Below are 14,154 nucleotides of genomic sequence, written 5' to 3'. Positions count from 1 at the left end.
TCCAGGAAGTACTCCGGTCGCTCGGAGGAGGCGTCGGGGCGGGCGCCGTAGCGTGCCGGGAGCGCGGCATGACGGCCGCGCGGACGGGAAGTCCCATGTCGTTGTTCCTGAACCGCACTCGTGAGGTCCGCTGGACCGAGGATGAGCGACGGGCGCTGGCCGAGGCCGTCGCCGAGGACCGGGCCGCGACCTGGCGGGCCGTCGGCGCCCTGGACCGCACGGTGGTCGTGTCGACCGAGGATCCCGGTACCCGCGGCGGCGCGCGCTGGCCGACCGACCACCGAGCCTTCCTCCGCATCGACCGCGGCCCGTCCGTCGTGCTCGCGACCGACGGCCTCAGCGACCCCTTCGACCGGCTCGCGAGCCCGGGCACCGGGCTCGGTCTCGAGCTCTGCCTCGAGACCTCCGCGGTCCGCGGTGTCCCCACCGCCGATCTCTGGGACCACTGGCACTTCCGCGTGCTCTACGAGGCGGCTCGCCGCGCAGCACTCCAGGGAGTCTGCTGCCGCTCCGGCGTCGACACCGCCCGCCTCTCCGGCGTGGAGGCGCCCGCGTCGTGGACCGACGCGCAGGGTGCCGTCGGCGTGCTGCTCGGCCTCCGCAGCCCGGAGCTGCCCGAGCGCCTCGAGCTGGCGACCGGCGACGCCGATCTGGTGACCGTCACTCCGCTGCACCCGCAGGAGTACGCGTGGGCCGAGGTCGACGCGACCGCCCGCGCCGAGATCGCCACCCGCCTCCGCGCTCTGCCGCACGAGGAGCTCGTGCACACCGCCCGGCCGCTCGTGGTCTGAGCCCGCCGCCGGGACTCCGGCAGCAGCAGGACGTCGCGGGTGCCCCGCGCCACCTCCGCCGGAAACGACGGACGCCCCGCCGACCGGATCCGGGGATCCTGGTCGACGGGGCGTCGGAAGTCGGAGATTACTCGCCGACGCCGCGGATGTTCGCGGCCTGCGGGCCCTTGCGGCCCTGCTCGACGTCGTACTCGACGTGCTGGTTCTCGACGAGCTCGCGGTAGCCCTGCTTCGCGATGGCGGAGAAGTGCGCGAACACGTCGGCGCCTCCGTCGTCGGGAGCGATGAAGCCGAAGCCCTTTTCGGAGTTGAACCACTTAACGGTGCCAGTAGGCATGTCTTTTCCTTACGTGATGGTGACGACGGCCGGAGCCGACGTCGTCAGATTCCGCACGACTGTGCGGTACCCGCTCGACTCCTCCTCCGCGCGGATGAACACACGCGTCGGATGGGAACCGCTCGGGTCGTCTAGGGTGCTGAGCGCTGGCCTCCACGGGGGAGGACGACTCTGCGGGGGAGAACGTCCCGTCCGCCGACGGAGTCGGTGGGACGGGGGTCGAACGAGGAACGGCGCGGCTTCCGCGGCGTCCTGTGAAAGGCGGTACCCGCGTGCGAGACGGGCGTTCGAACCGGGGGATCGAGGAGGATGCTCTCGATCGATGCGGTCTCTATCAGGGGCTGAGTCTCTTCGTCTTGCGACTTCTCAGCCGTGGAATTCGGGCGATCGCCCAGGAGATGACTCGACTCTACGGGATCATCGACCCCGAGCGCGACCGCCGCGCGTCACACAGCGTCGTTTTCGCGGCCGATCGGCGCTCGGTTCATCCCCCGGGCGGCTCAGACGGTCTCTGCGCGTTTCTGCCGGGCCGGCTCCGCGGGCGAGTCCTGACCGTTCCAGATCGAGACGATGCCCCAGACGACCGCGGCGATCGGCACGGCCAGCACGGCTCCCACGATGCCCGCCAGCACGGTCCCGACGGTCAGCGCGATGAGCACGATCAGGGGGTGCAGCTTGAGCGAGCGCGCCATCACCACCGGCTGGAGGAAGTTCCCCTCAAGCTGGTTGACGCCGATCACGACGAGGATCACGATCAGCGCGGCCACCGGGCCGTTCGCGACCAGGGCGACCAGGGCCGCCAGGACGCCCGCCGCCGTCGCTCCGACGATCGGGATGAACGCCGTGAGGAAGACGATGACCGCCAGCGGGATCGCCAGCGGCACCTGGATGATCGCCAGCGCGACTCCGATGCCCCCGGCGTCGACCGCGGCCACGGTCGCCGTGCCGCGGACGTAGCCGCCCAGCACGTCGACGGTCTTCGCGCCGACCCGCTTCGCGCGCTCGTAGCCCGAGCCGGTGAAGGGGCGCAGGAGGAACTCCCAGATCTTCGGCCCGTCCTTCATGAAGAAGAAGAGCACGACGATCATCAGCACCAGACCGGTGAGGAAATTGGCGGCCGCCGAGACTCCGGCCAGTGCGCCGCTGCCGAAGGAACTCGAGGTCAGGAAGTCGACGACCGTCTGCCGAGCGTCCTCGATCTGCTCGTCCGTGATCTGGAACGGCAGGTGCTGCACATAGTCCTGGAGCGAGGTGATGCCGTCGGAGGCGCTGCTCACCAGCTCGTCCCACTGATTGCGGACCGCGACGGTGATCAGCCAGGCGACCGCGCCCAGGACCGCCAGCAGCCCGATCAGGGCGAGCCACGTCGCGAGGATCGAGGGAACGCCCTTCCGTCGCATCCAGGCCAGGACGGGGTGGATCGCCGACGCGAGGATCAGCGCGATCATCACGGGGATGAGCACGAGCGTCAGCTGCGTCATGGCGTAGACGATCCCGACGGCCAGGACGAGCACGATGATCAGCTGGAGGCAGCGGAACGCGAATCGGCCGAGGCCGTCGCTCCACACCTTCTGCCGTTGATCGGGTGCGACGGTCGAGGGGTCGTTGCGGTCGAAGAAGCCCATAGGGGGACGGTATCGGCTCACCCGCTGCTCGCGTGCCTCCTTGACGCCGTGGGCGCACCCGCGCGTGTCGGCATCTGGGCGTGGCGCCCGCGGGGGTGCGGTGGGTGCGGATCCCGTTGCGCGGGACGCCTACAGGAGAGCGGAACTACCTAGGCGCGCCGTCGATAGAGCGAGGACCGTTGCGGGTGCGACGGATCCCGCACTACAGTCACCCTGTTCATGCACACGCATGGGGTGCGGCACCCGAAGCCGCGCTGCAGCGTCGTGCTCGGAGCAGACGCCGCCGCCGGGATGGATGACGCCTCTCCCTCCCGGCGGGAGGCGGACCGTGCGGTCGTCCCGCCGGTCAGGCGGGGACGCGCACCGTGAGCCCGCCCGGCTCGATCCAGGTGCGGAACGCCGAGGTCGAGCCGAAGGAATCGCCGTCGAGTTCGATCTCCTGCTCGTGATCGAGGCGCACCGTGAGGTCGCGACCCTTCACGTAGCGCAGGGCGGCCACCTCCTTGGTCAACCCCATCAGCTTCGCTCCCACCACGCCGCTGCGGCGCAGGATCCCGTTCTCCCAGACGACCTTGACGATGATCTGCACCCAGCCGAAGAACCCCTCCGGCCGCAACAGCACGATGTCGAACTCCCCGTCGTCGACGGCGGCGTCCGGCAGCAGGAGGATGTTCGCGGGCAGCGCTCCGCAGTTGCCCACGATGATCGTGTGGGCGCGCACCCGGCGGGTCTTCGAGTCGTCGAGGCGGTAGCGGAACTCGAGCTGGTTCTTGTCGAGCAGCGCCTTGCGCAGGGCGTCCACGTACGCGAGCCAGCCGGCGCGCTTCTTGAGGTCGTCGTCGGTGTTCGCGAGCATCTTCGCGTCGAGCCCGAGGCCCGCCATCACGACGTAGGCGCGGTGGTCGCGGCCCTTCGCCGTCTCGATGTCGATCAGGCCGATGTCGATCGCGCGGTCCTTCCCCGAGAACGCGACGGCGAGGGAGTTGTCGATGTCGTCGAGCGTGAGGTTAAGGTTGCGGGCGAGCAGGTTGCCGGTGCCAGAGGGCAGCAGGGCGAGAGAGGCGTCGGAGCCGCGCAGCGCCTCCGCGACCACGCGCACCGTCCCGTCGCCGCCGGCCGCGATGACCACGTCGACCCCAGCCGCCAGCGCCTCCCTGGTCTGCCCGGCTCCGGGATCCTCGACGGACGTCTCGAACCAGAGCGTCTCGGCCCAGCCGGCGTCGGCCTCGGCGCGCGAGACAGCGGCCTTGACCCGCTCGAGGTCGACCTTGACCGGGTTGTAGACGAGGGCGGCGCGACGTGGCTCGGGCGTTCCGTGCTCGGAGGCCGTTGCGGGTTCGGGAGTCGGCGCGGACGCCGGGGCCGCCTCAGGCACCGGAGTCGTCCTGGGCCTCGTCGCCGTTCTCCTCCACGCGGCCGGGGCGCACGGCCGCGTCCTCGCGGATGTCGATGCGAGTGTCGCCCGCCGCGGTCGTCGAGACGTCGATGCGGGGTGCCGCGTCGGCCTCCGTGGCCTTCGGGGCGCTGGTCAGCTGGTCGTGGCGGTCGTCCGCGCTCTGGTCGCTCATGCCAGGACGGTAGCAGCGGGCGATCCGCGCCCGCGCGGGCTTGCGGCCGTGCGCGGCGTCGGTGGGGACTCCGCCTCCCGAGGGCTTCGCCCGGCCGCGCCCGGCGTCAGCGCGTGCGGGCCGCCTCGAGCCCCCACAGTACGAGCGGGATCTGCAGCGGCAGACGCAGCAGCGTGATCACGCGCGACCGCGGGCGCCGTGCGTCCCTCGCCATCTGCACGTTGCCCGGGAAAACGGCCGCCATGAGCGCGGCAGAGGCGACCCCGCCGATCGCACGCGTGCTCGGGTGTACGGTCGCCGCGGCGCAGGCCAGCTCGGCCGCTCCGGAGACGAGCACCCAGCCGCGCGCCGAACCGGGCATCCCGCGTGGCACGACGGTGTCGAACACGCGCGGCCGCACCAGGTGCACCACCCCCGAGACGGCCATCGCCGCGACGAGCACACGCGGGCCGGCGCCCAGCGCGGGGCGCGTCATCGGTCCTCCGCCCCGCGCTCGAGCGGAGCGACGTGGTCGAGGATCCGCCGCCACTCCCGCACCAGCGCCAACCGCCCCGCACCGTCGACGGTGGCCGTGCGGGCGTGCGCGAGCCGCCCGCGGTACCAGCGGCCGTCCTCGGCGCTCGCCACCGGGTCGGAGTCGCCGTGCACCAGCAGAGTGTCGGCGCTCACCCGGTCGAGGTCGTCGGCCCAGGAGCCGTCGCGGAGCGCGGCCAGGTCGGTCGCTGCGCCGCCCGGCCCCTGCCGCCAGCCCTCGCCGAGCATCCGCTCGAGCCGGTTGCGGAGCCCGCCGTGGCCGGCGAGCACCGGGTCGTCGGGCTCGATGCCGAGCGCATCGAGTCCCGGTTCGGCGGTGGGGAGGGAGGCGGCGATCGTCGCGGCGTCCTCGTCCGGGAGAGTCTCGCGCCGCTCCCACGCGCCCGTCGGGTGCACCAGGACGCCGGCCTGGGGCGGCGCCGGGGTGCCGACGAGGGCGAGGCGGTCGATGAGGTCGGGGTGCCGGGCCGCGAGCGAGAGGGCGAAGACTCCTCCCGAGCCCCAGCCGACGACTCCGACGCTGCCGAATCGCGCGCCCTCGACCATGCGCGCCGTGCGCTCGGAGCGGCGCAGGTACTCGGCGAGGTCGTCGGCGCGGTCCTGGACCCGCCCGTGCGCGGCGTCGACCGGGTCGGAGGCGCCGTAGCCGGGGCGGTCGAGGATCAGCAGGTGCAGGCCCCAGGGTCCGGTGACGGTGGGGTCGGGATCGAAGCCGCCCGCTCCGGGGGTGGGGTGGCAGAACACCACCAGCCGGTCGGCGACGGGATCCCCCGCGGCCGAGACGCCGATCCCGCGGCCGGACCGCAGCTCGAAACGATGATTCGCCATGTCGCCTCCCGAACGCGCCGACCATCGGCGCATCCCCCTAGTCAAGCGGACGGGGCGCCCGGCTCGCTGGGCCTTGTGCCGCGGGGCGAGGAGCAGGATGGGCGCATGCCCGTCACGATCGAGTGCGTCACCCGCTCCCACCGCCCGGCCCTCGAGCTGTTCGATCGCGCGCGGGACATCGGCCTGCACGAGGCGACCCAGGCCCGGGCCCGCGAGCGGGCGATCGGTGGAGTCGTCTCCGGCCTGATCGGACCGGGCGAGGACGTGACGTGGCGGGCCGTGCACGTCGGGGTGCCGCTGACGCTGACCAGCCGCGTCACGGTGTTCGATCGGCCTCGGCGCTTCGTCGACGAGCAGACGCGCGGCCCGTTCCGCGCGTTCCGGCACGAGCACCTCTTCGCGGACGCGGGACCCTGCGCCGGCTCGGTGATGACCGACCGGCTGACCTTCGCTGCTCCGCTCGGGCTGCTGGGCCGGATCGCGGAGGAGCTCGTGCTCGCGCGCCATCTGCGCCGGCTGCTCGAGGAGCGCGGGCGCCTGCTCGCGGACTAGCCCCGTCGCCCGCGGAAGCGTCGCTCCCCGTCAGAGCGAGTCGACGGCGATCACCATCTCCTCGAAGGACACTCCGGCGCCGCGGGCGTCGCGGTCGTCTTCCGCCACGTCCTCCTGATCGATCAGAAGGAGCGTGCCCGCCGAGATCAGCACCGACACCGCGCGGTTGCCGACGACCACCAGCTCGACGAAGCCGCCGCCGCTGCGGAGGGTGGTCTCGATCGACGTCTTGACGCCGGCGACGTCGACCCCCTCCTCGAGCCCGAGAGCCCGGTCGTGCAGAGTCATAATGGTACGGATCATGGCTGGTCGCCCTCGGATCGTCCGTGCATCGACGCCGCTCGGTCAAGCTCGCCCCGTAGTGCGACTGTACGCCCGGAAGAGGCCCGTCAGCCCCCCGCACCCAGATTGCCCGCGAGCCGGCGGTGCATCCGGGTGGACGCCTCGTTCATGCCCTCGATGACAGCCTCCGTGCCGTGGCGCCGGTACTTCGTGGTCACCGCGTCGAGAGCCGCAACGGTCGAGGCGTCCCAGATGTGCGAGGCGGAGAGGTCGATGACGACGCGCGACGGGTCCTCGGCATAGGAGAACTGCGTGGTGAGGTCGTTGCTGGAGGCGAAGAACAGCTCGCCTGTGACCGTGTAGTGCGCGGTCGTGCCATCGGCCGAGAGGGTGCGATCGACGGTGGCGACACGCGCGACGCGGCGGGTGAAGACGACCATCGCGGCGATCACGCCGACGATGACTCCGATCGCGAGGTTGTGGGTCGCGACGACGACCGCGACGGTCGCCACCATCACCACGGTCTCGCCGATCGGCATCCGCCGCAGCGTCGAGGGGCGGACGCTGTGCCAGTCGAAGGTGCCGACGGACACCATGATCATGACGGCGACGAGGGCCGCCATCGGGATGAGGGCCACGATGTCGCCGAGGACGACGACGAGGACCAGCAGGAACACGCCGGCGAGGAAGGTCGAGATCCGGGTGCGCGCCCCTGACGCCTTCACGTTGATCATCGTCTGCCCGATCATCGCGCAGCCGCCCATGCCGCCGAACAGGCCGGAGAGGACGTTCGAGGCGCCCTGACCCAGCGACTCCCGGGTCTTCTGCGAGCGGGTGTCGGTGATGTCGTCGACGAGCTTGGCGGTCATCAGCGATTCCAGCAGCCCGACGAGGGCCATGGCGAGCGCGAAGGGAGCGATGGTCGTGAAGGTCTCGACGGTGAGCGGCACGCTCGGCACGAGCAGCTCCGGGAGGCTGCGCGGCAGCTCGCCCTGGTCGCCCACGGTCGGGACGGCGACGGCGGTGACGACGACCGCCGCGGTGATCAGGACGATGGCGACCAGCGGCGCCGGCGCGGCCCTGGTCAGACGCGGCATCAGGACCATGATGCCGATGCCGATCGCGACCAGCGGGTAGACGAGCCAGGGGACCCCGATCAGGTGCGGGATCTGTGCAGAGAAGATCAGCACGGCCAGCGCGTTGACGAAGCCGACCATGACGCTGCGCGGGATGAACCGCATCAGCTTCGCGACTCCCATCAGCCCGAGCAGGATCTGGAACAGACCGGCCAGGACGACGGTCGCGAGGAGGTAGTCCATCCCGTACTCCCGTGCGACGGGCGCGATCACCAGGGCGACCGCGCCGGTCGCGGCGCTGATCATCGCGGGCCGTCCGCCGAGGAACGCGATCGAGACGGCCATCACGAAGGAGGAGAAAAGCCCCATCCGCGGGTCCACGCCCGCGATGATCGAGAACGAGATGGCCTCCGGGATGAGGGCCAGCGCGACGACGAGGCCGGCGAGCACCTCGCGGGTCAGGATGCGCGGGGTGCGCAGGGCCGTCAGCACGGACGGCTCGGCTCGATAGCGGGCGGGGGACGTCGTGGCGGGGGCCATCGCGGCGGCTCCAGAGGGGAGGGGTGCTCGACGGGGAGCAGGAGGGTGGACGGTCTGCGGTGGCGGGTCGGCAACGGCGAGCGATGATGCCAGGCTTGCAGGGGCGCATCAGCGGCGAGTGAGACTCTACCCTCACGTAAGGGTCGATCCGAGAGGGGGAGCATGACCGAGACCATGCACATCGGCGAACTCGCCGAGCGGACGGGCCTCTCCCTCCGCACGCTGCGCCACTACGACGAGATCGGCCTGGTCACGGCCTCGGGCCGCACTGAGGGCGGCTTCCGCCTCTACACGTCGACCGACTACGACCGCCTCCTCCTCATCCGCCGGATGAAGCCTCTGGGCTTCGCCCTCGACGAGATGGCCGCTCTGCTGCGCGTGATCGACACGCTCGACGAGCAGGGCGAGGACGCGTCGACGGAGCTGCGCGCTCAGCTCGAGCTCTTCATCGGCCAGGCGCGCGAGCGGCGGGAGGCGCTCCGCGTCCAGCTGGCGATGGCCGACGAGTTCGTCGAGCTGCTCTCGAGCCGCTGATCCTCGACGGCGCCCGCCCGGAGTGGGCGTCCGCACCCTCCAGGGGATGACCCCCGATGATCCGAGCGGGCGATGCGGCCGGCAGTGCGCCCGGCCAGGCTGAAGGCATGCAGAATCCACTCCTCCACGCCTCGTCGCTCGTCCTGCGGTACGGCTCGACCGCCGCCCTCGACGGAGTCGACCTGACGATCCACCGGGGGGAGTCGGTCGCCGTCATGGGCGCGTCGGGATCCGGCAAGTCCAGCCTTCTTCACTGCCTCTCCGCGATCCAGCGTCCCGACTCCGGGACGGTGCGCTTCGAGAGCCCGAGCGGCCCGGTCGATCTGACGGCGCTGTCCGACGGCGAGCGCTCGCGCCTGCGCCGGGAGGCCTTCGGCTTCGTCTTCCAGCAGGGGCTCCTCGTCCCCGAGCTCACCGCTGTCGAGAACGTGGCCCTTCCGCTCCTGCTCGCCGGCGCTCGGCGCTCGGACGCCGAGGTCCGGGCCGCCGAGTGGCTCGCGGTGCTCGGCCTCGAGGGAATGGAGAAGCGGCGGATCGGCGAGCTCTCCGGAGGCCAGGCGCAGCGTGTCGCGATCGCCCGTGCGCAGGTCGGCGGCGTCTCGGTGATCTTCGCCGACGAGCCGACAGGCGCCCTCGACTCCGCCACCGGTGCCAGCGTGATGGAGGCGCTCCTGGGCTCGACCGTGGGCCAGGGACGCACGCTCGTGGTGGTCACCCACGACGAGAGGGTCGCCGCCCGCTGCTCCCGCATCGTGCAGGTCTCGGACGGCCGCATCGTCGGCGACTCCGCTGCACCGGGAGCGCAGGCCGCCTCCGGTTCCGGCGCCGGCGCGGCGGCTCAGGAGGACGGACGATGAGCACGCTCGCCCCCGAGACCTCGCGACCCTCGCACGGACGCGCCCCCGTTTTCCTGATCACGTGGATGCTCGCGCGCCCGAGCGCTGCCACTCCCGCCACCGTCGTCCTGCCGATCGTCGCCTTCGCCGTCACGTCGGCGCTGATGATGACGACCGTGGGCGCGCTCCGGTACTTCTGGGGCTCGGACGACGAGTACTGGGTGATGTTCCAGGACTTCACCCTGATCATGCTCGCGCTCCTCCTGGTCCCCCTCACGACCCTCGGTGGAGCGGCGGCCCGGCTCTCTGCGCGGCGCCGCGACGACCGCCTCGCGACGTTGCGGCTGCTCGGAGCGACGGCGAGGACCGTCGCCCTCATCACCGTGATCGAGTCGACGGCGCTCGCCGTGGTCGGGGCGCTCGGGGGCATCGTGCTCCACGCCGTCACCACGCCGCTCCTCGGCCTCATCCACTTCCACGGTGCTCCGTTCGGACCGACCGCGCTCTGGGCCGGGCCGCTCGGGATCCTCGGAGTCCTCGGTGGTGTGGCGCTCCTGGCGGCCGTGAGTGCGGCGATCGGGCTGCGGTCCGTCGTCGTCTCGCCCCTGGGCGTCCGGCAGAGGCAGCAGGCAGCGCGTGTCTCGTGGATCCGCCCGGTCCTCGGCGTCGTCCTGATCGTCGTCGCCTTCCTCGCGGCCGTGGCCGGCGGCGCCGGTGCCGGCATCGCCGTGATCGTCGTCGCCTTCGGGCTGGCGGTCGGCGTGCTCGGGATCATCGGCCCGTGGGCGATCGCACTGTTCGCCCGCCGTCGCCTCCGGGTGGCGAAGACCGCCGAGTCGCTCCTCGCGGCCCGCAGCATCCTCGAGTCGCCGAAGGCTGCGTGGCGCCTGGTCGGCGGCATCGCGATGACGAGCTTCATCGCGGTCGTCGGAGGCGGCGGCCTCGCTCTGATGGACTCGATCGGGTCGTCGTCGTGGGAGCCGACGTTCGTTGACGACTTCCGCACCGGCATCTTCAGCACGCTTCTCGCGTCCTTCCTCATGGTGGCCTGCTCGGTGGGAGTGGGTCAGGCGGCCGCCGTGCTCGACCGGCGCGACCTCTACGTGAGCCTCGACCGGATGGGGGCGCCCGTCGCGACGATGGACGCCGCCAGGGTCCGCGCCGTGATGTCTCCGCTCGTGTTCGTGACGGTCGGCTCGTCGCTGCTCGGCGCGATCATCGTGCTGCCCCTCCTGGGACTAGCGACCGTCATCGCTCCCCTGTCGGTCGTCGTCATCATCGCCTGCCTGGTCGCCGGCGTGGCTCTCGTGCGACTCTCCCTCCTCGCCACGCGCCCGGTCCTGACCGGTGTGCTCGCCCAGGCGGAGCGCCCGCTCGGCTGAGATCGGGCGCCAACCTGAGAGACAACCCGGCATGTTGTTTCCAAATGGAAACAGCATGCTACGGTGAAACCATGAACGCATCGACAGATCGAGCCGCGGCACTGACCGTCGCCGCCACCCTCACCAGGCAGGCCGAGAACCACCGGGGCATCCCGCGCTGGTACGCGGTCTTCAGCACGCTCCTGTTCCTCCTCGGTGTCGGGGTGGTGACGGTCGGCGTCGTCGTCGGCTGGTTCGTCCCCTTCGTCGGAGTCGTGGTGCTCACGCTGAACGCGGCCTCCTTCCCGTTCCTCCTGGCGTCCTGGCGGGTCAACGGAGTGATCCCACGCGACGGCCGGCTCGCGCGGATCCGCTACTGGGCGGTGACGCCGCTCGTGCTGGTCGTCATGCTCGCGCTGTGGCTGGTGGCCCTGACGCTCGGCCCGGCCTCTGCGGTCGGGGTGTGGCTGGCCATCGTCGTCCCCTTCGCGCTCGAGCACGCCAACCGCCTCCACCTCTGGTGGAAGCGATGAGCGGCGCCCTCGGCCAGGCCGAGGCGGTCGTCGACGAGGTGTTCAGCAGCCTTCCCCGGCTGAAGGTCGCCGCGTTCCTCGCCGGGTGCGACGAAGCGGAGTTCGCGATCATCGCCCAGGCGACCGGCACAGCGCCCTCCGCCCTCTCGAAGGCCGCGACCCACCTCGAAGAGGTCGGCTACGCCCGCATCCGCAAGGGCCACATCGGCCGCCGGTCGCGCACCTGGCTCAGCCTCACCCCGGCCGGGCGGTCGGCGTTCGCGCGGCATCTCGAAGCGCTCGACGATCTCACGAACCGCGCCCGCACGACGGCCTCCTCGGAGGCCGATCCGGCTGACTGACGCTCCGGGATCCCCGCGCACGCCTCGTCAGGACAGAGCGAGCGCGACCGGGGGGAGTCGGGGGAGGGCGGGTTCCCGCTCTCCCCTTTCCGTGCGCCGAGGGCTCTCTCCGCGGACGGCGGGCCCTCTCCGTGCGCCGAGGGTGTCGTCGACGCGGAGGCGCTCTTCAGCGCGGAGGGTGCGCTGCGCACGCGCGATCCAGGGAACTGCTGGCATGCTGTACAGGACGGTCGGTGCGCACGTGCGCGCCGAACGGACGGCTCCTCCCGCGTGAGAGCGGCCGACCGGTCCCGTCCCGCACACCTCCACCCGCTCCCGGACGCGCATGATCACGCCGGAGCGACACATCACCGCGGCCCACCCGGGCGCGCGGTCGGACCCCTGCGCCCGAGCGCGCGCGTCCAGCCACTCCCTCCGGAAAGCACCGCATGAGAACCACGAGATCCCAGAAGCCCGCCCGCCACCACCTCGAGCTCCCCCAGCCGAAGCCCCTCGAGAAGGGTGCCCTGCGGATCACTCCGCTCGGCGGCCTCGGCGAGATCGGCCGCAACATGACCGTCTTCGAGCACAAGGGCAAGCTGCTCATCGTCGACTGCGGCGTGCTCTTCCCCGAGGAGAACCAGCCCGGGATCGACGTGATCCTCCCCGACTTCGCCGCAATCCGCTCGCGCCTGAAGGACATCGAGGCGATCGTTCTGACGCACGGCCATGAGGACCACATCGGGGGCGTGCCGTATCTGCTGAAGGAGCGGGCCGACATCCCGATCATCGCCTCGACCTTCACCCTCGCACTGATCACCGCGAAGCTCACCGAGCACCGGATCACTCCGCGCACCCGCCCGGTCAAGGAGGGCGACCGCGTCGACGCCGGCGTCTTCGACCTCGAGTTCCTCGCCGTGAACCACTCGATCCCGGACGGGCTCGCCGTCGCGATCCGCACCGAGGCCGGCCTCGTGCTGCACACGGGCGACTTCAAGATGGACCAGTTCCCGCTCGACGGGCGCACCACCGATCTCCCCGGCTTCGCCCGGCTCGGCGACGAGGGCGTCGACCTCTTCCTCGTCGACTCCACCAACGCCGACGTGCCCGGCTTCGCGATCTCGGAGGGCGACCTCGCCCCCGCGATCGACCAGGTGTTCCGCACCGCGCCGCGCCGCATCGTCGTCTCGAGCTTCGCGAGCCACGTGCACCGCATCCAGCAGGTCCTCGACGCCGCGCACCGCCACGGCCGCAAGGTCGCTTTCGTCGGCCGCTCGATGGTGCGCAACATGGGAATCGCCGCCGACCTCGGCTACCTCAAGATCCCGGCCGGCCTCGTCGTCGACATGAAGGTGCTCGAGAAGCTGCCCGCCACCGAGATCGTGATGATCTGCACCGGCTCGCAGGGGGAGCCGATGGCGGCCCTCTCGCGCATGGCCAACAAGGACCACATCATCGACATCGGCCCCGGCGACACCGTGCTGCTGGCCAGCTCGCTGATCCCCGGCAACGAGAACGCGATCTACCGGATCATCAACGCGTTCACCCGCTGGGGTGCGACCGTCGTGCACAAGGGCAACGCCAAGGTGCACGTCTCGGGTCACGCCAGCGCAGGCGAGCTCGCCTACTGCTACAACATCCTGCGCCCCACCGCGGTGCTGCCTGTGCATGGCGAATGGCGCCACCTCACCGCGAACGCGGCCATCGCGACCCGCACCGGGATCGACGAGAAGGATGTCTTCGTGATCGAGGACGGCGTCTCGATCGACCTGGTCAAGGGGCGTGCCCGCATGAGCGGCCGCATCGAGGCCGACCACATCCTGGTCGACGGCACCACGATGGGAGTCGCCACCGAGGACGCGATGCTCGACCGCCGCGTCCTCGCCGAGGAGGGGGCGATCACCGTCCTCGCCATCGTCGACGTCGACCGTGGCACTCTCGGCGAGCCCGTCGAGTTCTTCACCCGCGGCTTCGTCGAGGAGCCGGGCTGGAAGGCGAACGCGAGCAAGGCGATCGACGAGGCGGTTCTGCAGGCCGCCGGTTCGCCGACCGACCGCGAGGCGATGGAGAAGCTGATCACCCGCACTCTGGGCCGCTGGCTGACCCGCCGTCACCGCCGCAATCCGGTCATCACCACGATCGTCGTCGAGGAGTAGGCGGCGATCCGTCACGGCGGAGCCGCCTCCGCCACCCCCTGCCCAGCCGGACGTTCGCGGTGCAGAGTGGGAGGGTCGGCAGAGCGCCGACGGGAAGGGAGAGCGCCATGAGCAGCGACCGCACCACGGGTGAGGACACCGAGAAGACCGAGGAACTCCCCGACGGCACCGGGACGGACACCTCGTCCGGTGGTGGCGACACCGACACCGTGTCCGGCGGAGAGCCGGAGGAGCCCTCGGAGTAGGGCATCGAACGACGGAGGGCGGGACCAGCCGGTCCC

17 protein-coding genes are annotated in these 14,154 nt (G+C 71.5%); 9 read left to right on the top strand and 8 right to left on the bottom strand.

The features are described 5' to 3' along the window. Positions 1–95 precede the first annotated feature (95 nt). A complete protein-coding gene (locus GSU10_RS13320; RefSeq protein ID WP_068211415.1) occupies positions 96–791 on the top strand; it encodes a hypothetical protein in 696 nt (231 codons plus the stop codon). 127 nt (positions 792–918) lie between these two features. On the opposite strand, the gene GSU10_RS13315 is transcribed toward GSU10_RS13320, so the two are convergent. The 6 genes from GSU10_RS13315 to GSU10_RS13290 all read right to left on the bottom strand — a co-directional run bounded on the left by GSU10_RS13315 (position 919) and on the right by GSU10_RS13290 (position 5,683). Further along, on the bottom strand, positions 919–1,128 hold the full coding sequence (locus tag GSU10_RS13315; RefSeq protein WP_055786246.1) for a cold-shock protein: 210 nt from the start codon (positions 1,126–1,128) through the stop codon (positions 919–921). Positions 1,129–1,628: 500 nt separating this feature from the next. Then, positions 1,629–2,753: an AI-2E family transporter gene (locus GSU10_RS13310; protein ID WP_068211418.1), complete on the bottom strand. Its 1,125-nt coding sequence runs from the start codon at positions 2,751–2,753 to the stop codon at positions 1,629–1,631. Between the two features lie 346 nt (positions 2,754–3,099). Next, positions 3,100–4,128: a diacylglycerol/lipid kinase family protein gene (locus GSU10_RS13305; protein ID WP_068211420.1), complete on the bottom strand. Its 1,029-nt coding sequence runs from the start codon at positions 4,126–4,128 to the stop codon at positions 3,100–3,102. Then, on the bottom strand, positions 4,121–4,321 hold the full coding sequence (locus GSU10_RS13300) for a hypothetical protein (protein WP_068211426.1): 201 nt from the start codon (positions 4,319–4,321) through the stop codon (positions 4,121–4,123). The genes GSU10_RS13305 and GSU10_RS13300 overlap by 8 nt, the downstream gene beginning before the upstream one ends. A 106-nt stretch (positions 4,322–4,427) precedes the next feature. Beyond that, positions 4,428–4,796: a DoxX family protein gene (locus GSU10_RS13295; protein ID WP_199220863.1), complete on the bottom strand. Its 369-nt coding sequence runs from the start codon at positions 4,794–4,796 to the stop codon at positions 4,428–4,430. Beyond that, positions 4,793–5,683 carry an alpha/beta fold hydrolase gene (locus tag GSU10_RS13290; protein WP_068209733.1) on the bottom strand — a complete coding sequence of 297 codons (891 nt, stop codon included), beginning with the start codon at positions 5,681–5,683 and terminating at the stop codon, positions 4,793–4,795. The genes GSU10_RS13295 and GSU10_RS13290 overlap by 4 nt, the downstream gene beginning before the upstream one ends. Positions 5,684–5,788: 105 nt before the next feature. Between GSU10_RS13290 and GSU10_RS13285 the strand changes: the two genes are divergently transcribed. Continuing rightward, the gene (locus tag GSU10_RS13285) at positions 5,789–6,235 is read left to right on the top strand and encodes an SRPBCC family protein (RefSeq protein WP_068209730.1); all 447 of its coding nucleotides are present in this window, start codon (positions 5,789–5,791) and stop codon (positions 6,233–6,235) included. 30 nt (positions 6,236–6,265) lie between these two features. On the opposite strand, the gene GSU10_RS13280 is transcribed toward GSU10_RS13285, so the two are convergent. Both GSU10_RS13280 and GSU10_RS13275 read right to left on the bottom strand, forming a co-directional pair. Next, positions 6,266–6,538, bottom strand: a complete 273-nt coding sequence (locus GSU10_RS13280) for a hypothetical protein (RefSeq protein ID WP_068209727.1) — start codon at positions 6,536–6,538, stop codon at positions 6,266–6,268. Positions 6,539–6,624: 86 nt separating this feature from the next. Continuing rightward, positions 6,625–8,133: a SulP family inorganic anion transporter gene (locus tag GSU10_RS13275; RefSeq protein ID WP_068209724.1), complete on the bottom strand. Its 1,509-nt coding sequence runs from the start codon at positions 8,131–8,133 to the stop codon at positions 6,625–6,627. A 162-nt stretch (positions 8,134–8,295) separates the two neighbouring features. Here GSU10_RS13275 and GSU10_RS13270 point away from each other — a divergent pair, with 162 nt between their 5' ends. The 7 genes from GSU10_RS13270 to GSU10_RS13240 all read left to right on the top strand — a co-directional run bounded on the left by GSU10_RS13270 (position 8,296) and on the right by GSU10_RS13240 (position 14,118). Then, entirely contained in the window at positions 8,296–8,667 is a 372-nt protein-coding gene (locus GSU10_RS13270) for a MerR family transcriptional regulator (protein ID WP_068209721.1), read from the top strand. Between the two features lie 107 nt (positions 8,668–8,774). Then, the gene (locus GSU10_RS13265) at positions 8,775–9,524 is read left to right on the top strand and encodes an ABC transporter ATP-binding protein (RefSeq protein WP_068209739.1); all 750 of its coding nucleotides are present in this window, start codon (positions 8,775–8,777) and stop codon (positions 9,522–9,524) included. Beyond that, a complete protein-coding gene (locus tag GSU10_RS13260; protein ID WP_068209718.1) occupies positions 9,521–10,885 on the top strand; it encodes an FtsX-like permease family protein in 1,365 nt (454 codons plus the stop codon). The genes GSU10_RS13265 and GSU10_RS13260 overlap by 4 nt, the downstream gene beginning before the upstream one ends. 71 nt (positions 10,886–10,956) lie before the next feature. Continuing rightward, positions 10,957–11,397 carry a hypothetical protein gene (locus GSU10_RS13255; RefSeq protein ID WP_068209715.1) on the top strand — a complete coding sequence of 147 codons (441 nt, stop codon included), beginning with the start codon at positions 10,957–10,959 and terminating at the stop codon, positions 11,395–11,397. Continuing rightward, positions 11,394–11,738, top strand: a complete 345-nt coding sequence (locus GSU10_RS13250) for a transcriptional regulator (RefSeq protein WP_132505022.1) — start codon at positions 11,394–11,396, stop codon at positions 11,736–11,738. Before GSU10_RS13255 ends, GSU10_RS13250 begins: the two co-directional genes overlap by 4 nt. Before the next feature lie 428 nt (positions 11,739–12,166). Beyond that, positions 12,167–13,873 (top strand): ribonuclease J, encoded by a 1,707-nt coding sequence (locus GSU10_RS13245; protein WP_132505020.1) that lies wholly within the window; start codon positions 12,167–12,169, stop codon positions 13,871–13,873. A gap of 107 nt (positions 13,874–13,980) precedes the next feature. Then, complete coding sequence (locus tag GSU10_RS13240) at positions 13,981–14,118, top strand: hypothetical protein (RefSeq protein WP_158286112.1); 138 nt, start codon at positions 13,981–13,983, stop codon at positions 14,116–14,118. Positions 14,119–14,154 lie beyond the last annotated feature (36 nt).

Source organism: Rathayibacter tanaceti (assembly GCF_009834165.1).
Lineage (GTDB): Bacteria > Actinomycetota > Actinomycetes > Actinomycetales > Microbacteriaceae > Rathayibacter > Rathayibacter tanaceti.
The sequence above is the reverse complement of the archived record's forward strand: the minus strand, read 5'-3'. Positions and strand labels throughout refer to the sequence as shown.

What these genes read in the sequence shown, in the direction of transcription:
- GSU10_RS13320 (WP_068211415.1), top strand. Translation starts at nt 96, where the DNA reads ATGTCGTTGTTCCTGAACCGCACTCGTGAGGTCCGCTGGACCGAGGAT.
- GSU10_RS13315 (WP_055786246.1), bottom strand. Translation starts at nt 1,128, where the DNA reads ATGCCTACTGGCACCGTTAAGTGGTTCAACTCCGAAAAGGGCTTCGGC.
- GSU10_RS13310 (WP_068211418.1), bottom strand. Translation starts at nt 2,753, where the DNA reads ATGGGCTTCTTCGACCGCAACGACCCCTCGACCGTCGCACCCGATCAA.
- GSU10_RS13300 (WP_068211426.1), bottom strand. Translation starts at nt 4,321, where the DNA reads ATGAGCGACCAGAGCGCGGACGACCGCCACGACCAGCTGACCAGCGCC.
- GSU10_RS13295 (WP_199220863.1), bottom strand. Translation starts at nt 4,796, where the DNA reads ATGACGCGCCCCGCGCTGGGCGCCGGCCCGCGTGTGCTCGTCGCGGCG.
- GSU10_RS13290 (WP_068209733.1), bottom strand. Translation starts at nt 5,683, where the DNA reads ATGGCGAATCATCGTTTCGAGCTGCGGTCCGGCCGCGGGATCGGCGTC.
- GSU10_RS13285 (WP_068209730.1), top strand. Translation starts at nt 5,789, where the DNA reads ATGCCCGTCACGATCGAGTGCGTCACCCGCTCCCACCGCCCGGCCCTC.
- GSU10_RS13280 (WP_068209727.1), bottom strand. Translation starts at nt 6,538, where the DNA reads ATGATCCGTACCATTATGACTCTGCACGACCGGGCTCTCGGGCTCGAG.
- GSU10_RS13275 (WP_068209724.1), bottom strand. Translation starts at nt 8,133, where the DNA reads ATGGCCCCCGCCACGACGTCCCCCGCCCGCTATCGAGCCGAGCCGTCC.
- GSU10_RS13270 (WP_068209721.1), top strand. Translation starts at nt 8,296, where the DNA reads ATGACCGAGACCATGCACATCGGCGAACTCGCCGAGCGGACGGGCCTC.
- GSU10_RS13265 (WP_068209739.1), top strand. Translation starts at nt 8,775, where the DNA reads ATGCAGAATCCACTCCTCCACGCCTCGTCGCTCGTCCTGCGGTACGGC.
- GSU10_RS13260 (WP_068209718.1), top strand. Translation starts at nt 9,521, where the DNA reads ATGAGCACGCTCGCCCCCGAGACCTCGCGACCCTCGCACGGACGCGCC.
- GSU10_RS13255 (WP_068209715.1), top strand. Translation starts at nt 10,957, where the DNA reads ATGAACGCATCGACAGATCGAGCCGCGGCACTGACCGTCGCCGCCACC.
- GSU10_RS13250 (WP_132505022.1), top strand. Translation starts at nt 11,394, where the DNA reads ATGAGCGGCGCCCTCGGCCAGGCCGAGGCGGTCGTCGACGAGGTGTTC.
- GSU10_RS13245 (WP_132505020.1), top strand. Translation starts at nt 12,167, where the DNA reads ATGAGAACCACGAGATCCCAGAAGCCCGCCCGCCACCACCTCGAGCTC.
- GSU10_RS13240 (WP_158286112.1), top strand. Translation starts at nt 13,981, where the DNA reads ATGAGCAGCGACCGCACCACGGGTGAGGACACCGAGAAGACCGAGGAA.